This window comes from Pseudomonas sp. FP2335 (assembly GCF_030687535.1).
Lineage (GTDB): Bacteria > Pseudomonadota > Gammaproteobacteria > Pseudomonadales > Pseudomonadaceae > Aquipseudomonas.
Window position 1 is genome coordinate 2,968,195 of sequence record NZ_CP117437.1, and the last position, 21,496, is coordinate 2,989,690.

At 58.7% G+C, this 21,496-nt stretch carries 19 protein-coding genes and 2 pseudogenes; 3 read left to right on the forward strand and 18 right to left on the reverse strand.

Translation table 11 applies throughout. The features are described from left to right. Positions 1 to 25: 25 nt before the first annotated feature. Together PSH81_RS13080 and PSH81_RS13085 are read left to right on the forward strand one after the other, a co-directional pair. Positions 26 to 1,279, forward strand: coding sequence for an OprD family porin (locus PSH81_RS13080; RefSeq protein ID WP_305392719.1), 1,254 nt, complete (start codon positions 26 to 28; stop codon positions 1,277 to 1,279). 80 nt (positions 1,280 to 1,359) lie between these two features. Next, a complete protein-coding gene (locus tag PSH81_RS13085; RefSeq protein WP_305392720.1) occupies positions 1,360 to 3,033 on the forward strand; it encodes a methyl-accepting chemotaxis protein in 1,674 nt (557 codons plus the stop codon). 159 nt (positions 3,034 to 3,192) lie between these two features. On the opposite strand, the gene PSH81_RS13090 is transcribed toward PSH81_RS13085, so the two are convergent. The 14 genes from PSH81_RS13090 to PSH81_RS13155 form a co-directional block, all read right to left on the reverse strand. Continuing rightward, positions 3,193 to 4,491 (reverse strand): MFS transporter, encoded by a 1,299-nt coding sequence (locus PSH81_RS13090; RefSeq protein ID WP_226457605.1) that lies wholly within the window; start codon positions 4,489 to 4,491, stop codon positions 3,193 to 3,195. A gap of 47 nt (positions 4,492 to 4,538) precedes the next feature. Continuing rightward, positions 4,539 to 5,696 carry a tricarballylate utilization 4Fe-4S protein TcuB gene (gene tcuB, locus PSH81_RS13095; protein WP_226457582.1) on the reverse strand — a complete coding sequence of 386 codons (1,158 nt, stop codon included), beginning with the start codon at positions 5,694 to 5,696 and terminating at the stop codon, positions 4,539 to 4,541. Continuing rightward, positions 5,683 to 7,134, reverse strand: a complete 1,452-nt coding sequence (gene tcuA / locus PSH81_RS13100; RefSeq protein WP_305392721.1) for an FAD-dependent tricarballylate dehydrogenase TcuA — start codon at positions 7,132 to 7,134, stop codon at positions 5,683 to 5,685. The genes tcuB and tcuA overlap by 14 nt, the downstream gene beginning before the upstream one ends. Positions 7,135 to 7,309: 175 nt before the next feature. Continuing rightward, positions 7,310 to 8,245, reverse strand: a complete 936-nt coding sequence (locus PSH81_RS13105) for a LysR substrate-binding domain-containing protein (protein ID WP_305392722.1) — start codon at positions 8,243 to 8,245, stop codon at positions 7,310 to 7,312. Between the two features lie 134 nt (positions 8,246 to 8,379). Beyond that, positions 8,380 to 9,462: a chemotaxis response regulator protein-glutamate methylesterase gene (locus PSH81_RS13110; RefSeq protein ID WP_305392723.1), complete on the reverse strand. Its 1,083-nt coding sequence runs from the start codon at positions 9,460 to 9,462 to the stop codon at positions 8,380 to 8,382. Beyond that, positions 9,425 to 9,958: a chemoreceptor glutamine deamidase CheD gene (cheD, locus tag PSH81_RS13115; RefSeq protein WP_226457578.1), complete on the reverse strand. Its 534-nt coding sequence runs from the start codon at positions 9,956 to 9,958 to the stop codon at positions 9,425 to 9,427. The genes PSH81_RS13110 and cheD overlap by 38 nt, the downstream gene beginning before the upstream one ends. After that, the gene (locus PSH81_RS13120) at positions 9,955 to 10,764 is read right to left on the reverse strand and encodes a protein-glutamate O-methyltransferase CheR (protein ID WP_192300091.1); all 810 of its coding nucleotides are present in this window, start codon (positions 10,762 to 10,764) and stop codon (positions 9,955 to 9,957) included. The genes cheD and PSH81_RS13120 overlap by 4 nt, the downstream gene beginning before the upstream one ends. 10 nt (positions 10,765 to 10,774) lie before the next feature. Next, positions 10,775 to 11,314: a chemotaxis protein CheW gene (locus tag PSH81_RS13125; RefSeq protein ID WP_305392724.1), complete on the reverse strand. Its 540-nt coding sequence runs from the start codon at positions 11,312 to 11,314 to the stop codon at positions 10,775 to 10,777. Between the two features lie 36 nt (positions 11,315 to 11,350). Next, complete coding sequence (locus tag PSH81_RS13130) at positions 11,351 to 13,009, reverse strand: methyl-accepting chemotaxis protein (RefSeq protein ID WP_305392725.1); 1,659 nt, start codon at positions 13,007 to 13,009, stop codon at positions 11,351 to 11,353. Positions 13,010 to 13,038: 29 nt separating this feature from the next. Further along, positions 13,039 to 15,075, reverse strand: a complete 2,037-nt coding sequence (locus PSH81_RS13135; RefSeq protein WP_305392726.1) for a chemotaxis protein CheA — start codon at positions 15,073 to 15,075, stop codon at positions 13,039 to 13,041. A gap of 41 nt (positions 15,076 to 15,116) precedes the next feature. After that, the gene (locus PSH81_RS13140) at positions 15,117 to 15,404 is read right to left on the reverse strand and encodes a lipid asymmetry maintenance protein MlaB (RefSeq protein ID WP_226457573.1); all 288 of its coding nucleotides are present in this window, start codon (positions 15,402 to 15,404) and stop codon (positions 15,117 to 15,119) included. Between the two features lie 23 nt (positions 15,405 to 15,427). Further along, a complete protein-coding gene (locus PSH81_RS13145; protein WP_192300086.1) occupies positions 15,428 to 15,796 on the reverse strand; it encodes a response regulator in 369 nt (122 codons plus the stop codon). 9 nt (positions 15,797 to 15,805) lie between these two features. After that, on the reverse strand, positions 15,806 to 17,020 hold the full coding sequence (locus PSH81_RS13150) for a methyl-accepting chemotaxis protein (RefSeq protein ID WP_226457571.1): 1,215 nt from the start codon (positions 17,018 to 17,020) through the stop codon (positions 15,806 to 15,808). 349 nt (positions 17,021 to 17,369) lie between these two features. Beyond that, positions 17,370 to 17,732, reverse strand: a complete 363-nt coding sequence (locus PSH81_RS13155) for a helix-turn-helix domain-containing protein (protein ID WP_305392727.1) — start codon at positions 17,730 to 17,732, stop codon at positions 17,370 to 17,372. Between the two features lie 89 nt (positions 17,733 to 17,821). On the opposite strand from PSH81_RS13155, the gene PSH81_RS13160 reads away from it, so the two are divergent. After that, the gene (locus tag PSH81_RS13160; RefSeq protein ID WP_305392728.1) at positions 17,822 to 18,148 is read left to right on the forward strand and encodes a nuclear transport factor 2 family protein; all 327 of its coding nucleotides are present in this window, start codon (positions 17,822 to 17,824) and stop codon (positions 18,146 to 18,148) included. Here PSH81_RS13160 and PSH81_RS13165 read toward each other — a convergent pair. From PSH81_RS13165 to PSH81_RS27550, 4 genes and pseudogenes are all read right to left on the reverse strand, one after another. Next, positions 18,105 to 18,557, reverse strand: a pseudogene (locus PSH81_RS13165) (tyrosine-type recombinase/integrase); the annotation flags it as partial. The gene PSH81_RS13160 and the pseudogene PSH81_RS13165 overlap by 44 nt on opposite strands. Positions 18,558 to 18,943: 386 nt before the next feature. After that, complete coding sequence (locus PSH81_RS13170) at positions 18,944 to 19,402, reverse strand: Hsp20 family protein (RefSeq protein WP_305392729.1); 459 nt, start codon at positions 19,400 to 19,402, stop codon at positions 18,944 to 18,946. A 395-nt stretch (positions 19,403 to 19,797) separates the two neighbouring features. Further along, the gene (locus PSH81_RS27545) at positions 19,798 to 20,661 is read right to left on the reverse strand and encodes a methyl-accepting chemotaxis protein (protein ID WP_370694914.1); all 864 of its coding nucleotides are present in this window, start codon (positions 20,659 to 20,661) and stop codon (positions 19,798 to 19,800) included. A 42-nt stretch (positions 20,662 to 20,703) separates the two neighbouring features. Beyond that, a pseudogene (locus PSH81_RS27550) lies at positions 20,704 to 21,411 on the reverse strand (MCP four helix bundle domain-containing protein); the annotation flags it as partial. Positions 21,412 to 21,496 lie beyond the last annotated feature (85 nt).

Here is a 21,496-nt window from a genome sequence, read left to right on the forward strand (position 1 = left end):
TAAAAACAACAATGAGTAGTTTGCCATGACCACTTTGCACACCCGACGGGCGCTGTTTTCACTTCTTGGTTTGTTGCCGCTGACCAGTGTCAATGCAGAAGGATTTATCGATGACAGCAAGCTCAAGCTGCAATTGCGCAACGTCTATTTCAATGAAAATTTCCGCGACGAGCATGGCTTGAGTGCGAAATCGGCAAGGACGGCCAAGAGCGAGCGAACCGAGTGGGCCCAAGGATTTCTGTTGGATTACCAGTCAGGGTTTACCCCCGGCACCATCGGGTTTGGGGTGGATGCCCTTGGCCTGCTCGGGGTCAAGCTCGATTCCGGCCGTGGCCGCAGCGGCACTGGCTTGTTGCCCGTCCATGATGACGGTCGCGCGGCTGACGAATTCGCAAGCCTGGGTATGACTGCCAAGGTCCGACTGGCCAAAACCACGGTCAAGTACGGCACCTTGTTACCCAAGACTCCAGTGCTGATCTACAACGATGCGCGACTATTGCCGCAAACGTATCAAGGCACACAGATCAGTAGCGTCGACATCGAGAACCTCACTCTCACCGGGGGTTACCTGGATCGATTCAAGCTGCGTGACTCCACCGACAGCATGCCGATCGTGCCCGACGGTTATCGCGGAGATAAATCAGGGGACTTCAGCTATGCCGGGGCTGAATACAAGTTGGGGAAAAGCGTTCGTTTGAGTTACTTCTACGGCGAACTGGAAAACTTTTATCGTCAGAATTTTGCAGGTATCCAGCACGATCTACCCTTGGGCGGCGGCGTGCTGACCAGTGATTTGCGCTACTTCAACAGTATCGATACGGGCTCTGCCTACGGGGGCAAGATCGACAACGACATGCTCAGCGGGCAACTGTCCTACGCCATTTCCGGCCATACCTTCGGTGGCGGCTACCAGACCCTCAGGGGTGATGCCGGATTGCCTTTTATCAGCGGTGCAACGATTTATTCCTTCAGCAACGCCGGCATAGGTAAGTTCGTCGAGGAGGATGAAAAAACCTGGATGCTCAACTACGGCTATAACTTTGCTGCCGTCGGCGTGCCGGGCCTGACGTTCTCCACCCGGTATCTGAGTGGTAACGACGGTAAGTCCAACACCGCGGTAAAAGAGTGGGAGCGTGATGCCGAACTGGCGTACGTCGTGCAACAAGGCACCTTCAAAGGTCTGGGTGTGCGGTTGCGTAACTACGTTTATCGCTCTGATTATTCCCGTGGCCGTGACAGCAACCGGATCTACTTTACCTACGACATCGCCCTCTGGTGATCTCCTGAACGCGGCCTTGCGATTGTCGCAGGCCGCCTCTTCTGCGGCGGCTTCATAGGATTGGGTAAAGGATTTAAACGATGTCGTTCAAAACCAAAATACTGTTGCTGACCTTATTACCCGTGATGTTGTTTGCTCTGGTTTTAGGTTTGAGCGCCCGCGGCACTTTGCAGTCCCAGGCCGAGCAGGAAGTCACTCAGACCCGCGAGCGACTGCTTGAGGAGAGCCGCATACGGCTCAAGGATTACGCGAGCATTGCGCGCACTTCTATAGCCGAGCTTTATGATCGAGCTGCTCCCGGGGATTCCTCCAGCCGGGCCTTGGCAATCAGCCGCTTGTCGAAAGTGAAGTATGGTGATGACGGCTATTTCATCGGGTATGACAGCCAGGTTGTGCGCCTGTTTCGCGGTGACAGCAGCGAAGGCGTCGGCATTAACATGAGTGACCGCAAGGACATCAACGGGATTTTCTTGAACCGTGAAATGGTTGCAGCGGCAAAAAATGACACTCACTTCGTCAACTATTCAGGTGGAGTGGTCAACACCGATAAAGTCGTGCCGAAGCTCGCATACAGCTTTTATTTGCCCAAGTGGGACATGATCGTGGTCACCGCGATCAACCTGGACAGCATTGAGGTTCAGGTCGCCAAGGTGCGGGCCGACGTTGATCTACGGGTACGCAATTTGATGTACAGCATTGCCATCACCGCTACCGCACTGATTGGCATTATTGGGGCTCTGACGCTACTGCTCGTCAGGCGCAGTTTGCGGCCCCTGACCCTGATCCGAACCCATCTTGACGAAATCGCGGCGGGTGAGGGTGATCTGACGCGGCGTCTGCCGCGTGTCAGTCGAGATGAGCTGGGACAACTTGCCGGTTCGTTCAACGCGTTTATCGAAAAGATTCACAGCCTGGTCAGCCAGATCGTTGCCATGAGCGAGCACTTGAATGGATCGGTGAGCCATGTGGCCGAGCAGAGCAGGCAAATCGACCGCGCTATGGATCAGCAGCGCCAGGAAACCGACCAGGTGGCTGCGGCGATAAACGAGATGTCATCGGCGGCACAAGAAGTGTCGGTCAGTGCACAAAGTGCTGCAGATGCAGCCGTCGAGACCGACAGACAGTCCCGCCACGCCAGGCAAATAGTCAATGGCAGCATGACTCGAATTCAGGCACTGGCCGTGGAGCTTGATGAGAGCGGTGTCGCCATGAAGAGTCTTCAAGACGATGTGACCGCAATCGTCACCGTGCTGGATGTCATTCGCTCGATTGCTGAACAGACCAATCTTCTGGCACTCAATGCGGCCATTGAAGCCGCCCGTGCCGGTGCTGCCGGGCGCGGGTTTGCGGTGGTGGCTGATGAAGTGCGAGCCCTGGCCAGTCGTACTCAGCGCAGTACCGAGGAAATCCAGGCAATGGTTGAGCGTCTCAAGGGCACCACGGGTGGCGTAGTCAGTGCCATGCACCAATCCACGCAAGCCGCTCAAGGCGCTAATGCTCAGGCCGATCAGGCGGGGGAGTTTCTGGGTAACACGGTTGAACTGATCGCCACTATCAATGCGATGAACGCACAAATCGCGAGCGCTGCAGAGGAGCAGACCTCGGTGGCTGAAGAGATCAACCGCGGGGTGCATCAGATCGCACGCGCCATTGACAGCGTGGCCGGCCAGACTCAGCTCGGGGTCAAGACAGTCGATGAGTTGTATATGATCGGTAATCGTCTGCAAAGCTTGCTGGGACAATTCAAAATCTGATGCCGTGCTGTACGGCGCCAGTCAGGTCGATGGTTGGGCAGGGCGTTGGACGGGATAGGTGCGCCTTGGCCTGCATTGATACGTAGACGAGTCAATGCAGGCCAAGGCCAGATATTTATTCAGCGCAACGTCCTGATTTCCGCCCAGCCCTCGCTTTCATCAAGCGTTGACGGGCAGTGCTTTTGGCCTGCGATACAGGATCGTTGTCGCTGTGAATCCGCACAACGCTGCAAACATCAGCCAGTAGGCGGGCGACGCCTTGTCACCTGTTACCTGCACCAGGATTGTTGATACGGCGGGGGTAAAGCCGCCGAACACAGCCGTCGCCAAACTGAATGCCAGGGAAAACCCTACGACTCGTACGTTCTGAGGCATCACCTCGGTCAATGCCGCAACCATCGCGCCGTTGTAAATGCCAAAGAAGAAAGAGAAGTACAGCAGCACAGCGAGCAGTCGTTCGAAACTTGCCGCCGCGGCCAGCCAATGCATGGCGGGATAGGCGGTGAAGATGCACAGCAAGGAGACCGCCAGCAACAAGGGGCGACGGCCAATGCGATCAGAAATCGTACCGCCGATGGGCAGCCAGATGAAGTTGCTCAGGCCGACGAAGAGCGTGACCACCAGACTGTCACTGGTACTCAGGTTGAGTACCGACCGGCCGAAAGTCGGGGTATAGACGGTAATGAGATAGAACGTGGTGGTGGTCATCGACGCTAACAGACCACCAGCCAGTACCGTGCGCCAGTTGTCCCGCATCGAGCGAAAGACTTCACTGGCGCTTGGGTGATGGCTGCGCGCTTTGAATGCATCGGTTTCCTGTAGCGAGCGGCGAATAATGAAGATGAACGGGATAATCAGGCAACCAATGAAGAATGGGATACGCCAGCCCCAGGCGGCAACGTCGGCAGCCTCCATGGAGGCGTTAATTGAATAGCCCAACGCAGCCGCAAGAATGATGGCCACTTGTTGGCTGGCCGACTGCCAACTGGTAAAGAAGCCCCGGCGTCCGGGCGTGGCAATTTCAGCCAGGTACACGGAAACACCACCCATTTCCGCACCCGCGGAGAATCCCTGCAACAGGCGCCCGAGCAACACCAATATCGGCGCTGCGATGCCTATGCTGGCGTAGCCTGGAACCAAGGCGATCAAGACAGTGCCCGCGGCCATGATCGACAGCGTCACGATCAGCCCCTTGCGCCGGCCCACCTTGTCGATGTAAGCGCCCAGCACGATAGCGCCCAGCGGCCGCATCAGAAATCCCGAACCGAATACGGCGAAGGTCATCATTAACGAGGCGAACTCGCTGGTAGTCGGAAAGAATGTCTGCGAGATGTAAGTTGCATAGAACCCGAACAGGAAGAAGTCGAACTGTTCGAGAAAATTGCCGCTCGTGACCCGCAGGATGGCGCCCAATTTCGACCCTTTGGATCGAGTGTCTTGAGTTGTTGTTTTCATCATGGCTACCGTGGTGATCAATATTGTTTTTGGAATGAGTGGTGCTGCGATCAATCGCTTGCGGCGTTAATCGGGTTGGGTTGGCGTTTTTCGATGGAGTACTTGAGCAGCGCGGCGCTGCGGAAAATGCCATGGGCGAATTTGCTGTAGGGCATGGTCAGGAAAAACGCCATGACCAGGCCGAGATGGATCGCCAGCATCAAGCCCAGGGCAGCGCTTTCGCGAAACGCCAGGAGTGCCAGGCCGCTGGCGCTGACTAGAAACAGCAGCGCGATAAAGCCACGATCCATGGGCTTCTGGTTTTCGTCGCCGTGCTCAGGATTGCGACGCAGGTTCAACCACAACAGGCCTGCGGGGCCTATCAGCAGGCCAACTCCACCTGCGATGCCCAGCATCACCGGCAAACTCAGAACGGGGTAGGGGGCCGACCAGTCCAGCAGGAAATGGTAAAGCGTGGCGACACCGGTGGCGGCGAAGCACAGCATGAAGCCGTAGAAGGTGAAGTGGTGGAAACGCCGCCGCCACAGGGTGAACTGATCATCGGCGTTATTGCAGCCCTCGCCATGACCTCCGTCCAGGTATTTGAGGCGCGCGACGTTGGCTGTGGCCTCCAGTGCAGCGGCCGTCTTTTCCTGCGGGGACGCATCCGCCGGTGAAACGTTGCGCCAGAAGCGCCGCACGCCAATCGTCAAGGCAAGTACCGCGAAACCGAAGACCGCACCGAACATCAGCGCCAGCGTGTTATGCGGGAAGATCCCGTAGAAGTTCCCCCCGGGCATTGCGGTAAACAGATTGCCCATCGCCAACAACGTGAGGCACAGGAACAGTGCCAGCCCTGCACCGGATGCCAGCGCCAGAGCCAACCCGTTGCGCCGGTACAACTTGCCCATCACCTGTGGCCAGGCGTACTCGGCATAAGTGTCGAGACGGACTTTGGCCATGGCCTTGGGCACATTGATTTCGAATTCGTGAGGGGCAGCGTACTGACAGGCATGCAGGCACGCACCGCAGTTATGGCAAAGGTTCGCCAGGTAGTGGATATCCGCCTGAGAAAACTCCAGACGCCTTGTCATGGCTGGGAATACAGCGCAGAAGCCCTCGCAGTAACGGCAGGCGTTGCAAACGGTCATTTGTCGCTGAACTTCGCTTTCGTCAAGGTTGAGTACGGGAATCAAATTGCCCGGTGCCTTGGGGTCAAACAGCTGCATGTTGGGGCTCCGTGGAGGAAGGGGTCAGGAAGCCGGCCGCAGCCGCGGCTTGCACACCGGCGATGCGACCGAATGCGGTACCAATGGCCATGCCGATGCCGGCGGTATAGCCCTTGCCCAATACGTTGCCCGCCATCATTTCTCCTGCGACAAACAGGTTGGGGCTGGGCTTGCCGTTGAAATGAACGGCGGCGGTATCGTCGGTAGCCAGCCCCAGATAGGTGAAGGTCACGCCTGGCTTAAGTGGGTAGGCGCAGAAGGGGGGCTTTACCAATGGGCGGGCCCAATGGGTTTTGGCGGGTGTCAAACCTTCGGTGTGGCAGTTGTCCAGCGCGGTGTGGTCGAACGTGCCGACGCGGCAGGCGGCGTTGTATGCCTCGATGGTTTTGACAAATTGCGTCACGGGAAGCTTCAACTGGCGCGCCAGGTCTTGCAGGGAGTTGGCTTTAGTGCCCGGAAACACCGGAGGCATGAAACGGCCGAGGGCTTGTTGATCGATGATTGAGTAGGCCTGTTGACCGGGTTGACCCGCCACCAAGCGGCCCCAGATGGCATAGCGCTTGGGCCAGAAATCCTCGCCTTCGTCATAGAAGCGTTCGCCGTCGCGATTGACCACTACGCCCAGCGATACGCAATCGATACGGGTACAGATACCACCGTCATACAGGGGCGCACGCGCGTCGATGGCCACCATGTGTGCTTGGGTTGGGTCGCCGATAAAGTCGGCGCCCAGGTTCTGCATGCGTTGAAGCAGCACGCCGGTATTGAAGCGCGTCCCACGAATCAGAAAGTTGTCAGAAGGCCATTCTCCGCGCTCGTTCTGACCCCAGGCCTCGCGCAGCCACTCGCGGTTCGACTCGAAACCGCCAGCCGCCAGAACGCAGGTCCTGGCCTGGATTCGCTCGGCAGGCAAACGCTGTCCCTCGACCTCGCGCTCACCGAGATGGGCTGCGACGAATGCTCCGTCCTTCAACTCGATGTCGGTGACTTGAGCGTTGTAGCGGATCTTCACGCCCAGCCGCTCGGCGCTGCGGAAGTACGCGTTGACCAAGGCTTTGCCGCCGCCCATGAAAAACGCATTGGTACGCGCAACATGCAGAGCACCGGACAACGACGGCTGAAAATGCACACCGTGGGAGCGCATCCAGTCACGGCAGTTCGACGAGGCGCGGATCACAATACGAGCAAGCTTTTCGTTGGTAATCCCGCCGGTGACCTTCAGCAGATCCTGCCAGTATTCTTCTTCGGGATAGGCATCGACCAATACATCTTGCGGTGCTTCGTGCATGCATCGCAGGTTTCGGGTGTGTTGCGAGTTGCCGCCGCGCCAGATTTTCGGTGCGCCCTCCAGCAGCAGCACGCTAGCGCCGGCCTCTCGCGCCATCAACGCCGCACACAATGCGGCATTGCCGCCGCCAATTACTAATACGTCGATCATCATCACTCCTCAATCGCAAGGAGGCATGAACGAAGTGCTCCTCGCGAGGGGGGAGAAGGTAGGGCGGTCAGCGTGTTGCCGAAAGGCGCAAAATCAGTCGAGGTGTTTAGTTTTTATAAAGGCTTTGCTGCGGATCACACCATTATTGGCAGCCGAGAGGAGGAGGGCGCCGGGATCATGGGGCGACGCCCTCGATCCACGACGCCCCCGGCCATTGTTGATCAACGACCAACTGTCGAGCGACATCCGTAATAACTACCCGCGCCGCCAGCGCAGCGGGAGCAAGCTCATCATCCGGCAGTGTCGCCAACAGGTTTCGTCGACCTACGTGAGCATCGGATATTTCCACCACTGAAAGTCCCGACTCACCTTTGAGCGCCGCTGCCGCACCGGGCTGGATGGTCGCAGCATGACCTGCGCGTACGGCGTTCATCAATACGGCAAGACCATCCACTTCCATGATGATGTTGGGCGCCAACCCCGAACGTTCAAACGCAACCATCAGCGTAGAACGCAAACCGTGTTGCGCGCTCGGCATCACCAGTGGAAGTTGCCCCAGATCCGCCAGTTGCATGCGCGTTCCTTGTGGTGCATGGGGCAGGTGCGGTGAACTGATGACAAATAGTTTTTCGTCGAGCAGCGGTGTCACGCTCCAGCGCTTGCCCCCTTCGAGTTGAAACACAATGGCCAGGTCGATCTGGCGAGCATTGAGTTGCGTGGCCAAATGCCCGGACAGCATCTCGACCAGGTGCAATTGAATATCCGGGTAGCGCTCTCGCATTGCGTTGATCAATGGCAGGGCAAGCACAGTGGCAGTCGTGGGCGCCATTCCGACGGTGACATAGCCACTCATTCGCCCACGGTGAGCGGCCAGGATCGCATTTTCGGCTTGCCGCAAACACAGCTGGGCATGGTGCAGGAACGCCATACCAGAGCTGGTCGGCGTGACACCCGTAGTGATGCGATTAAGGAGACGGGTTGACAGCTCACTTTCAAGTTTCGCGATCTGTTGGCTAAGGGCTGATACGCCGACGTCCAGTTCAAGGGCTGCGCGTCCCAAGCTGCCGTGTTCGAGGATTTTTACGAAATAGCGCAGTTGTCTTAATTCCAAACGTTGCCGCTCCACGTCAAATGATGGTTGGGATGCCGATCGATGGCCACAGGAGGCTCTTCAGACATTCTACGAATGGCAGCTTTCAAACGGTAACCTGAGGCCAATCAGGCAATGTCATGGGCGGCTCGCGTTCACTTATACAAAATCGCTTGATGAATATCCTCCAGTGCCATGATGCGTTGAGCGGCGTTGAGTTTGATGGCTTCCTTGGGCATGCCGAACACCACGCAACTGGCTTCGTCCTGGGCGACTGTCGCGGCGCCGGCGTCGAGCATTTCTTTGAGTCCGCGCGCGCCGTCGTCGCCCATGCCCGTCATGATGATGCCGGTGGCGTTCCTGCCCGCAAACCGGGCCACCGAGCGAAACAGCACATCCACCGAAGGGCGATGCCTGTTAACCAGCGGTCCGTCGATAACCTGGGCGTGATAATAGGCACCACTGCGGGTGACCATCAGGTGCTTGCCGCCAGGCGCGATGAGGGCCAGGCCCGGCAGGATGCGGTCGTTGTTGCGCGCCTCGCGCACTTCGAGCTCGCAGACGCTGTTGAGACGCTCGGCGAACGAAGCGGTGAACTTCTCAGGCATGTGCTGCACGATCACTATACCTGGGCACACCCGCGGCAGTGCGGTCAGCACCGCTTCCAGCGCTTGGGTGCCGCCGGTGGAGGTGCCGATGGCGACGATACGCTCGGTGGTCTGAGCCATCGCATGGCCATTGCCGGCGGGCAGGATCGCATCCGCACTGAGCTTGCTGGCCGGAGGCGTTGATGGCGCCGGCCTGGCGCTGCGCCTGCCCAGGTTCCTGACGTTGGAATTCGCGGCAGCACGGATGGCGGCCACCAACTCGGCTGCCGATTCGATCAGGAAGTTCTTCAACCCCGTACTCGGCTTGGTGATGATTTCCACAGCGCCCGCCGACAGCGCCTGCAGCGAGGTTTCCGCGCCTTTCTGCGTCAGCGAGGAACAGATCACCACCGGCGTAGGCCGCTCACTCATGATTTTCTTGAGAAACGTGATGCCGTCCATGCGCGGCATTTCTACGTCCAGCACGATCACGTCCGGCCATTCCCGCGAGAGTTTATCCATGGCAAAAATCGGGTCGGAGGCAGCGCCCATCACGTGAATATCTGGCGTATCGCTAAGAATCGCCTGCAGTACCTGGCGCACCACGGCCGAGTCATCGACCAGCAGTACACTGATTTTTTTGGTAGGCATCTTCTTGAAGTGTTCCCATTGGTTGGTGCCGAACCCAGACGTTGCCGTTCCATAGGTCGAACATGATCGTGCGGTAACCGGTACTGCCCATGTCCTGGGCCGTCAGGTGCAGGTGATGGCGCTCGGCCAGGGCCAGCGCTGCGCGGATATTCTGGCTGGCCACGTTCTGCGCCGGCAGTTGGCGCCGCAGGTTGGGAAACATCTCGCCGCCGCCGAACAACTTGACTTGGTAATCGAGTGCCTGGGTGCCATTCGCCTGGGCGTGGCGCAGCAGCAGTTCCAGAGCTTCGTCGGCATATCTGCCGTCCAGGCACTGATGATTGCGCAAGCGCCCCGGCAGCATGAAGTGGCACATGCCGCCAATCAGTCGTTGCGGGTGCCAAAAGGTGATCGCCACGCAGGAACCGAGCAAGGTCCGCAGGCGCGTCGGTCGCGTCGAAAAACACACCTGGCCAGGTGCCAATACTACTTCGGCTGCACCGATAGGCTTTTTCATGGCTTGCGGTAAATCGACGGTGCCACCAGCTTCAAGGTGTCATTGACACCGTGGAGGCTTTCCGAGTGACTGATGATCAAATAACCGCCGGGTTTGAGCAGCGGCAGCAGGCGTGCGACCACTTGGCGCTTGGTCTGCTGATCGAAATAAATCATCACGTTGCGTAGGAAGATCACCTCGAACTCCCCCAGGGCAGGCAACGCCTCGTTAAGGTTGACCTGGACAAAATTGACGCGGCTACGCAAAGCCTTGTCGATCAGGAAGGTGCCCGCCTGGCGGCCAATGCCCTTGAGGCAATACTTGGCCAGCAGCGGCTGGGGCAATGTCTCGGTGCGCTCCATGGAGTAATGGCCCGTGCGCGCCTTGGCCAGCACTTGGGTGCTGATGTCCGAGCCGGTCACTTCCCAAGGCGTGGTGCCGAGGCTTTCGGCCAGGGTCATCGCCAGGCTGTAGGGCTCTTCGCCCGAGGAACTGGCCGCGCTCCACACGCGAAACACTTTGCTCGGCGCGGCGTGGGGCAGTACCTGCTGACGCAGGAATTCGAAGTGCTTGGGCTCGCGGAAAAAATACGTTTCGTTGGTGGTCAATAAATCCAGCGCAACCTGCAGTTCGCCCTTGCGCTGGTCATTCATGATCAGCTTGAAATACTCACTATAGCTCTGCAGTTCATAGTGCTTGAGGCGCTTGAACAGGCGCCCGGCCACCAACGCTTTCTTGGTTGGCGAAAGGTTGATCCCGGCCGCGCGGTACAGCCAGCTCTGGAACTGACCGAATTCACGATCATCGATGCAAGCGTTGTCTGGCATGGTCGGGGCCTCAACGCGGGTCGAGGTCGAGGGGCGGCGCCTGGCCGGCCTCGGCGAGGCTAGACATCTCATCGATGGACAACACCTTGTTCACCTCCAGCACGATCACGAACTTGCCGTCGACTTTGGCCATGCCACTGATGAAATCGGCACGAATTCGCGCGCCGAAGTTCGGTGGCGGCTCGATCTGCGTGACCGGGATCTCCCGCACCGCAGACACCGTATCGACCAGCAGCCCGATATCCTGGGGCTGGCCATCGTCGGTACTCGCTTCGATGATGATCACGCAGGAGCGTCGGGTGATCGCCGAGTTGGCCCGCCCAAACCGAGCGGATAAATCCACCACCGGTACCACCGCGCCGCGCAGGTTGATCACCCCGCGCACGAAAGCCGGCATCATCGGCACCACCGTCAGGCTGCCGTATTCGATAATTTCCTTGATCCCCAGAATGCCGATGGCAAACATTTCGCCGCCAAGCATGAAGGTCAGGTACTGCGCATCCTCATCTACCGCCACAGCGGTCTGCCGAGTCGTCATTACTGCGCCCATATCACTCTCCCTAGTAGGCCCACCTTGATCGTGCGATCAGAAGCGGGTGAAATCCGCTTCGTCCGGGGCACTGGCCATGGTGTAGGCGAATGCCTTGCGCGGTGCCTGTGGTTTGGGCTGTGGCTGCTGGCGGTTAGGCTTGCTGCCGGGGCTGTCCACGCTGCTGCTTTGAACCGCGGCCTTGGGCGCCGAATCCAGCACGAAGAAGCTCATGGCCTGTTGCAGTTGCTCGGCCTGGCTGCTCATTTCTTCGGCCGTGGCCGCCAGTTCCTCGCTGCTCGAGGCATTTTGCTGGGTCACCTGGTTGAGCTGGGTCATCGCTGTGTTGATCTGCGCGACTCCGGCCGCCTGTTCCTCGGACGCGGCGCTGATTTCCTGCACAAGGTCGGACGTCTTGTTGATGGAAGGCACCATTTCGTCGAGCAACTTGCCGGCTTTCTCGGCCATGTCCACGCTGCTGGAGGACAGCTCACCGATTTCCTGGGCGGCTACCTGGCTGCGTTCAGCCAGCTTGCGCACTTCGGCGGCGACCACTGCGAAACCCTTGCCATGCTCGCCGGCCCGGGCGGCCTCGATGGCGGCATTGAGTGCAAGGAGATTGGTCTGGTAGGCGATGTCATCAATGATGCTGATGCGCTGGGCGATTTTCTTCATCGCCACCACCGTCTGCTGTACCGATTCGCCGCCCTCGGTGGCTTCCTTGGCGGCCTTGCTGGCCATGCCATCGGTGACCTTGGCGTTTTCGGTGTTCTGGTTGATGCTGGCGCTCATCTGCTCCACCGACGCACTGGTTTCCTCGACGCTGGCGGCCTGTTCACTGGTGGCCTGGCTCATCGATTGCGCGGTGGCGCTGACCTCCTCGGAGGCGCTGGCCAGGTTATCGGCGGCATTGCGCACTTCACCGATGATATGTGCCAGCTTGCCTACCATGTTGCGCATGGCGTTGAGCACCATGCCGGTTTCATCTTTGCCACCGGGCTCGATGTGTGCGTTGAGGTTGCCTTCAGCCAATTGCTCGGCAGCGCTCGCGGCCTGGCGCAACGGGCGGGAAATGATCCGTGCGATGAATACCGCCAGGCCCAGGCCGATCAGCAGGGCCGCGACCAGTACCGCGATGATTGACACACGTGCGCTTTCATACAGCGCCGAGCCTTTGTCGCCGGCGGCGCTCGCCCCGGCGTCGTTGAACTCGACCATTTTCTGCAGCCGAGCGGTCACCTCATCGAAATACCCCCTGGATTCTCCCCTGAGCAAACCGCTCGCCTGGGCGTTCTGGTTCTGGCGAGAAAACTCAAGCACCTGCTTGCTGCTTGCAAGGTAGGCGTCCCAAGCGCTTTTGACGCTGGTCAGGAGTTGACGGTCTTCATCGTTGGACAGCAATTGCTCGTAGGTGCCCATGCGGGTTTCGAACTGCTGGCGCGCTTCGGTGGCTTCGTGTTCGGCCTGGACCTTTTCCTCGGGAATTTCGGTAGCGATGTGGCGGTTTTCTTTCAAACGGTAGTTGGCGGCAAAAAAACGCATGCCGGCGGCTGCGCGCATGGAGGGCATCCAGTTGCCCTTGATGTCCTGGGCCGCATGGTTGACCTCACCGAGCTGGTGGATGGCGAAGCCGCCCATCGCCCCGGTGAGCACCAGGACCAGCAGGAACGAGCTGATCAACTTGGTGGAAATCTTAAGATCGTAGAACCATTTCATTGGGGAACCTCCATGGAATTGCAAATGCGTCAGCGGGCAACGACCGTTGGCGACTGAGGCGCCGGGGTTGTGCGGGCTTCCAGTTGTACGATTTGGTTGAGCAGTACCGGTACATCCAGAATCAAGGCCACCGCGCCGCTGCCCAATATGGTCGAGCCGCTGATGCCGCGCAGTGCGCCGAACAACTTGCCCAGGGGTTTGATCACGGTCTGGAACTCGCCGAGCAGGTCATCGACCACCAGCCCGGCCTTATGCTCGGCATTGCGCACTACCACTACATTCTGACGTCGGGCGACCGGGCCTTCGTGATTGAAGTGATCGCGCAGGTGCACCAGTGGCAACACTTCGCCACGCAGGTCCAGATATCCCGTGTCACGGCTGGACTGGCGCAGGTCTTCATCCAGCTCGATACACTCCTGGACCATGTCCAGCGGAATCACATAGGTGGATTGGTCGATGCCGACCATGAACCCATTGATGATCGCCAGGGTCAGCGGCAAGCGAATGCGCACCACGGTGCCCTTGCCGGGGCGGCTGTCGAGGTCGACGGTGCCGCGCAACAAAGTGATATTGCGCTTGACCACGTCCATGCCGACGCCGCGCCCGGACAGGTTGGTCACGGCCTCGGCGGTGGAGAAACCCGCTTCGAAGATCAGGTTATAGATCTCCTGGTCGGTGAGCAGCGCACCACTGGCCACCAGCCCGCGTTCCTGGGCCTTCTGCAAGATGCGGTCGCGGTTGAGCCCGGCACCGTCGTCGGCGATCTCAATGACGATGCTCCCCGAGTCATGGTAGGCATTGAGGCTCAGATAGCCCTTCGCCGACTTGCCGGCCGCACGCCGCGCATCGGCGCTTTCGATACCGTGGTCCATGGCATTGCGCAATAGATGCATCAGCGGGTCGCCGATCTTCTCGACCACGGTCTTGTCCAGTTCGGTTTCCGCACCGCTGATGATCAGTTCGATGTCCTTGCCCAGTTCCTGGCTGATATCGCGCACCACGCGGCGGAAGCGGTTGAACGTGTCGCCGATGGGGATCATGCGCAAGTGCAGGGCGCCATCGAGGATCTCTTCCACCAGCCCCGAGACCGTCGAAGCCGCCTCTTGCAACGGGTCATTGTTAGAGGAGCGGGCCAGCAGGTTAGCGCCGGCGCTGGCGATCACCAACTCGCCGACCAGATTGATCAACTCGTCGAGCTTGTCGGCGTTGACGCGCACGTAATTGCCGTCGCGGGTCTTCACCTCACTGGGCGCCGGACGCGGCGATGCTGCTGGCATCAAGGCGGGCTCGGCCTGGGTGACCAGGTCGCGAGCGATGGCCGCCGTGCCCTCAGGCGCTTCGTCTACGGCGCTGATCTGCACTTCACAGTCATCACGCACAAAGTCGAATACCTCCTTGAGGGTGGCGTGGCTGGCCGTCGAGCGCAGGTCAATCTCGAAGCCCAGATAGCAGCTTTCCGGGTCCCAGCTGGCGGCGGGCGGAATGTGCTGAGTCAAGGTGGTGACCTGCAACAGCGTGCCCAGGGTGTCGAGGTAACGCAGGAACGACAACGGGTCCATGCCGTTGCGGAAGACATCCACGCCGAAGCGCAGGTCAATATGCCAAAGCACTTCCACCGCCGCGTCGTCGCCCACCTCAGCGGTGTCGACGCTGACAGCGGTGGTTGGCAGCGGCGAATAGGCACTCAGTGCCTCGCGCAATGCCTCACCGCGCTCCAGCGCGGCGGGCGTCGGCGTCTCACCGCGGTCGGCGACCACTTCGATCAATTCGAGCATGTGGTCACCGCACTTGAGCAGCAGTGCGATCAAAGCGGCGTCCACCGCCACACTGCCTTCGCGCAGGTGGTCGAGCACGTTTTCGACGATATGCGTGAACCCCACGATCGACGCCAGACCGAATAGGCCCGCCGAACCCTTGATGGTGTGGGCGGCGCGGAAAATCGCGCCAATGGCATCCTGGTCGGCGGGCTCGCTTTCCAATTGCAGCAGGGATTGCTCCATGTCCTGCAACAGCTCGCGTGCCTCAACGATAAATGTCTGCTGTGCCTGATCGAGATTGATGCTCACCGGACCTTTCCTTGTCGATCAAAAAACGTGGGAAGCGCTGACTATGAGGCCTCACTGCGACACAGTTGGAGCGCCTGGATGACCACCTGGCTCTGGCCGGTCACGCTCAAGCCTGTACCGCTGACGCCGGCCTCACGCCGGATGACCGCGAGCAACTGCAAGCCAGCGCCATCCATTTCCGTGACCTGGGACAGGTCCAGCTCAAGGCGTGGCGACGCGCCGATCTGCGGCAGCAGCGCACCTGCCAGTTCCGCGACGGTGTAAATCGTCAGCTCACCGTCAATGCGCACGCGGGCAGTGTCGTCGAAGGTGTCGATGGTGATCGGCATGGGAGCCTCCCTGGCGCCGGGGTTCAGGGCAGTATCAGTTTGGACACCGCCGCCAGCATCTGCGCCGGCTGGAACGGCTTGACCACCCAGGCCTTGGCGCCAGCGGCCTGGCCCTCGGCCTTCTTCGACTCCTGGGACTCAGTGGTCAGCATGATGATAGGCGTGAACTTGTAATTGGCCAGCTTCTTGACCTCCTTGATGAAGGTGATGCCGTCCATGTGGGGCATGTTCACATCGCTGATGATCAGGTGCACCTTCTGCCCGGTGAGCTTGCCCAGGGCATCCCGGCCGTCGCAGGCTTCGATCACGTCGTAACCGGCACTTTTCAAGGCAATACCAACCACCTGCCGCACACTGCTGGAGTCGTCGACCACTAATACATTCTTAGCCATGAGGTACTCCTAAAAGAAAGTAATGTCTTGAGAATTGTGCTGCGCGGCCGCATCGCCATGGTGGATGCGCCGTTGCTCGTCGGTGGCATAGGTGGCTTCCATGCGCGCCAGCCACTGCCGGGCGTCGACGGCGACCGCCTGGTCGGGGGCCAGGCTGGCTTGCAGGAGGTGCTCATGCAAAGCGTGCATGTTGTCGCGCACGTGACTGAGGATCTGGCTGACCCGATCCTGGAATTGCAGGTTGACCAGCACTTCGGTCATCTCATCGCGGATGCCGTAGCTCTCCTGCTTGAGCAGGTCGGCGGAGTCGGCCAGACGCCCGGTGATGTTCTGGAAGCGCTCGAGCACCACTTGAATACTGTTTTCGGATTCGGCCACCGAATGGCTGTCCTGGTCGGCGTTGCTGGACGCAGCGAGCACCAATTGCGTAATGGCGTTATTGATGATGTCGACCTTGGCCGACATCTGCTGACCGGTTTCACTGGATTTGCTCGACAGGCTGCGCACCGCATCGGCCACCACCGCGAAGCCACGACCGGCCTCACCGGCCCGCGCCGCCTCGATGGCTGCGTTGAGGGCCAGTAGGTTGGTTTGTGCAGCAATCGCGGCCACATCAGCGGCCATGGTGCGCAGTTCGCCGGTGTAGGCGGTCAGGCTGCGGACCTGGGCCAGGGTTTGATCACGGCTGCTTTGCGTGGCCTTGAGCGAATTGATCACCTGGCTCAGTTCACTGTCGCTGCGTGCCAACGCCTCAAGCGGCCCATCTGCGGCGTGCCCATCCAGTTCTCCGGCAGCGTGCTGCGAGGCGTGTACCGTTTCCTGCAAGCGCGTGGCGATCCCGGTAAACCGGTTAGCCAGGCTCACAATCGCTTCTTCGGTCTGATGGCGCGAGCTTTCCACCTGCTTGGCCCAGATCGGCATGGCGCCCAGCAACACCTCATCTAGCTGTGCCCGCGAGGCCATACCGTTGCGCGCCGCGCCCGCGTCGGCCTGAGCCGCCTGCACCTGCGCGATGCCTAGCTGCACGGCGTTACGCTGCGAACTCGCACTCCAGGCGCAGGCACCGAGGCCGATCAGCACCAGTACCGCGCAAGCCGCCAGGTTGGCCGCAGAGGTTGATTGCACCAGTGTCCAAATCACGGCAGGTACCACCGGGATCAAAGCGAACCAGCGAAAACGCGGATGAGCGAGAGGGGGAGTGCGGCTGGATTGACGCTGGGTCATGAGTTCGATCCTTGAACTGTGTTGCGCGTGGAGATGACATACGAGTTATCTGCGCCGTGCGTCACAACTTTAGACAACCTAAGTGCCATCTGTCTGATTTATGACCAGCAGGCGACTGTTACTCGGATGTACTCACTGCGTCCAAATCTCGCATGAGCCACACCAACGACACCAGCAGGGACAGCTTGCTCCACGAAGGTATTCTTGGCGACTAAAGGCGCCAGTGTCTTAGCGTAGATCGTAATCACCAGGCGCGCTCAAGCCCGAGCGATCTACCGCCTAGCGTTCAGCCACGCAACCGGGCGCCTTGCTATACCGCCGTCGTAACCAGAGCCCGGCCCTCGAACACCTAGGCCGGAAGAGAGGAGGAGGGTGATGCCTGTTCGTGGTCGGCCTCGGCCCACTTCAACATGCCATCAAGCACCGGACAAAGCTTTTGTCCCCAAGCCGTCAGGCGGTAGTCCACTCGAGGTGGTTTTTCGTCGTAGACGGTACGTATCACCAGCCCATCTTGCTCCAGCCCCCGCAGTTGTTGAGCCAGCATTTTTTGAGATATGCCACTGACCACACGTTCGAGATCTGAAAAGCGCTGAACCTTGCCATCGAAGAGATGAAACAAAATGACCAGTTTCCATCTGCCGCGCAGTAGTGCAAATACGGCATTGACATCTTCGGCAGCTGAATCAGGCGTGTAGACCTTGTTATGGCTCATTGGTAGTCACTTACTTTTTCGTGCGTTCTTGTCGAGTTTGGCTGAGGCGCTGATCATGAGTAGCACTTGTCTATCAGGAGAATAACTCGATGAGTATTAGTCGGCATCCAGCCATTGAAGCCTATTTTACAAGTGAGACCGGCACCGACGTCGGCACCTTAAACACAGTATTTACGCAGGATGCGACAGTCCTGGATGAAGGAAAAACCATCGTGGGTATTGATGCCATCACCGCATGGAGAGCGGCAGCGAAAGCGAAGTACCAATACACGGCCGAACCCGTGGACAGTCAGGAGGATGAGGCAAAGTCGGTGATCAGCGTGCGGCTCTCCGGTAATTTTCCCGGCAGTCCTGCGGTAGTGACATACACCTTCAGTGTTCATGATGGAAAGATAAACGCCCTGGAGATTGGTTGATGACTGCCGGCGTGGCCCGCTCGAGGTCATGCCCACGCTTTTCGACCAGGTAAGCCAAAAACCGGTCTGCAAATGTGTGGCGAAAGTCATGTGCAGAAAGTGTAGGCAACAACCCCGGCTGAGCCAGCTCAATGGTCAGAAACAGCCGATCAAGGACGTTTGACAACGCGCGGATCGACAGCGGGCGGCCACGATTCGAGATGAACAAATAGCGGTACAGCAATTTCATCGGTTTTCCGTTACGCAAAGGGCGCCGTTCGCTCTGGATATAGCGCTCGTAGACCTCATACAACTGTGCGGAGATGCCTACAGTTCGCCCATGTGTTTTGAGCGCAGGCTCTTCGACGCGCGGGTCGGCGGAATCATGCTCGCGATCATTTATGCTGACATAGGCGTGCTGAGAACCTTTTAGGCGTCAACAACGAATTCGTCGAATCAGTGGCTTAGGCAGCTCATGAACATCTATGACATGACCTGTCGTTTAACATAATATACATTATGCGTAATATAATACACACCCAACAGGGGCGTTACAGGCCAGATTGCAAATCTCAAACCAAGGGTTACTCTCTGGCCAATGGCAATCCTCTCAACCCTCAACTCTTCTCGCTTCAAGGACTGTGTGCAGTGGTCAACTAATCCCGGACACGACGTTAAGTTTTTTCTCGGCCTGAGCCGGGCCCAGCCCGTCGTTGAACTGGTGCGCTCGAATCCAGTTGTATCGATGCATCAGGTGATAACTGATGTAGTGATACTCAAAAAAAAGGCGCTCCGAAGAGCGCCTCATTGTTCACCTTACTGCTCACTGACCGGCTTAGAGTCAGTAGACTCAGCCGCTCCGATCATGATGCGCTTAGGCTTCGCCTCCTCCGGTACAACTCTGAGCAAGTCAATATTCAGCAAGCCGTTGGCGAGCTTCGCACCCTGCACCTCAATGTGATCCATCAAGCGGAACGACAGCCGGAACGCCCGCTGAGCGATACCTTGATGCAGGTAGGTGACATCTTCGTTGCTTTCTCGCTTATCACCAGCGACCGTCAAAACGCCTTTTTCAACCTGGATGTCTAAATCCGCCTCAGCAAGGCCTGCTACCGCGATGACAATTCGATAATGGTCATCGCCGTGCTTTTCGACGTTGTGGGGAGGATAGGAAGTTCCGGCCTCACTGCGAAGCGCCGATTCGAAAAGGTCATTGAAACGGTCAAAGCCGACCGAATGGCGGAAAAGTGGGGCCAACGAAAGAGTAGTAGCCATTGCTAAATCTCCTGAGTTTTCTCCAAGTGATTTGAGACGTGACCCTCATTCGGCATCACGTAAAACCCTAGGTAGGAACAGAAGACAAAAATTCAAGGGCGTTCGGAAAAATTTCCCTACGCAATAATCTTTATTTGTAATTTCGTGGCCTTTCAACGACATAGCAATGTTTGGGGCTCGGCGCTTTTGTAGTGCGTAAATCCGCAAGCATCGGTTACCCCTCAAATGTCAGGGGCTCCGGCCGGTAATTATGCCGTTGACGCGTGGTGGGTTATTTCGTGAATAAACGCCTTTCAGCCTTGGCAATACTGACAAAAAGGCGCCCTAACCCGCCTGACGCTATTCAAACAAGTTATAACTAAACTAAATAGTCATTTAGTTTAGTTATAATCAACCTACAATCTGAAACGATCCACCGACTGCGAAAGCTCCCCCGCCAACGATGACAATTCATCCGTCGTCGACGCAGTCGTGGCAATCACTCGGCTATTACTCTCCGACATGCCCGCAATCATCTCCACTTGATGGGCGATTTCATTGCTGGCCAGGCTTTGTTCGCCGATGGTGCGGGAGATGTCGTTGACCAACTCGGTGGTGCTCAACGTGGCCTGCAAAATCTCGCGGATGGCCCGTTCGACTTCCGCCGTCACCGCCATGCCTTTATCCACCTGTGCGACGCCCTCCTCCATGCTGGTCACTGCTTCCCGGGTGTTTTGCTGGATGCGTGCGACCATGCTGGCAATTTCCTGGGTGGACGTGCTGGTGCGGCCTGCCAGGCTGCGCACTTCATCGGCGACCACCGCGAAACCCCGTCCCTGTTCGCCGGCGCGGGCTGCTTCGATCGCGGCATTCAACGCCAGCAGATTGGTTTGGTCGGCGATGCCCTTGATCACTTGGATAATGCTGAAAATCGCCTCGGACTCCTTATCCAGCGTACGGATAACCTGGGCCGATTGCTGCGCCGAGCGGGCGATGCCGTCCATGTCACTGACGACTTGATGAATCACCCGGCCGCCGTCCTTGGCCAAGGACTCGGCCTGATGCGCCATATTCAACGCACGACCGGCGTGCCGGGTGATTTCCTCGATGCTGGCGGTCATTTCACTCGCCGCTGCCGCCATGGTGCTGGCCGCCGCGCTTTGTTGCTGGCTGCTGCCGGCCACTTCATGGCAGCCGTGGCTGAGTTTTTCACTCATGCCGTTGACGCCATGGGCGTTGCTGCGCACCACTTCGATCATGCCGCGCAAGTCGCGCTGCATGGTGGCGAGGCTGCGGATCAATGTGCTGGCTTCATCCTTGCGCGCCGGTTCGACAATCGGCTCGCTCAAGTTGCCTCGGGCGATGCTGGCGGCAATGCGGCTGGCGGCCTGCAGCGGCTCCATAATGCTCAACATGACCCAGCGGCCTTGCGCCAACAGCAACAACAGGCTGGCAATCAGCACGGCGCCCAAGGTCAAGTTGGCGTTGCTGATCGTCTGCCGCGTGCCGACGCTGGTTTGTTGGGTGTTGGATTCGATCAGTTCGCTCAGGCCTGCCATTTGCTCTTCAAGCTGAGTGAAGGCGCTATTAAAGGTGCCCAGTTGCTCGCGTGCCGCTTCCGGATTGGCTAGGGCCAAGGTGACGATGCGCTCGCCGGCACTGATATAGGTGTCGAGGCTGGGTTTGATTTTTTCCAGGCTGGCCCTGAGCGAATCATCCAGCGGCAGCTTGAGGTTGTCCGCCAGGACCTGGCGAAAGTGCTCGGCGTGTTCCTTCAGCGAGCTGTTGACCTCGGCCTCGGTACTGGTGCTTTTGCCCAACCCCACCAACATCGCCGACAACACGTCCGCCCGCAGCGCGTCGTGCATCATGTCGGCTTCCATATGATTGCGCAGCACCGTCATGCTCTGCTCATTGTCCTGCACGGCGCTGCTCATCCGGCTGTTACCCACGTAGCTGGCCAGGCTCATGATCAAGGCGGTAATCAAGCCTGTCGCAATCAACAGCATCAAGCGTAGTTTAATCGTCATGCTGGTATCCCCGTGCCTGGCCGCCAATTGGGCTTCGCCTGAACTGTTATCGGCATCAATTGCTTGTTATTGAAGCCTAAGTTTG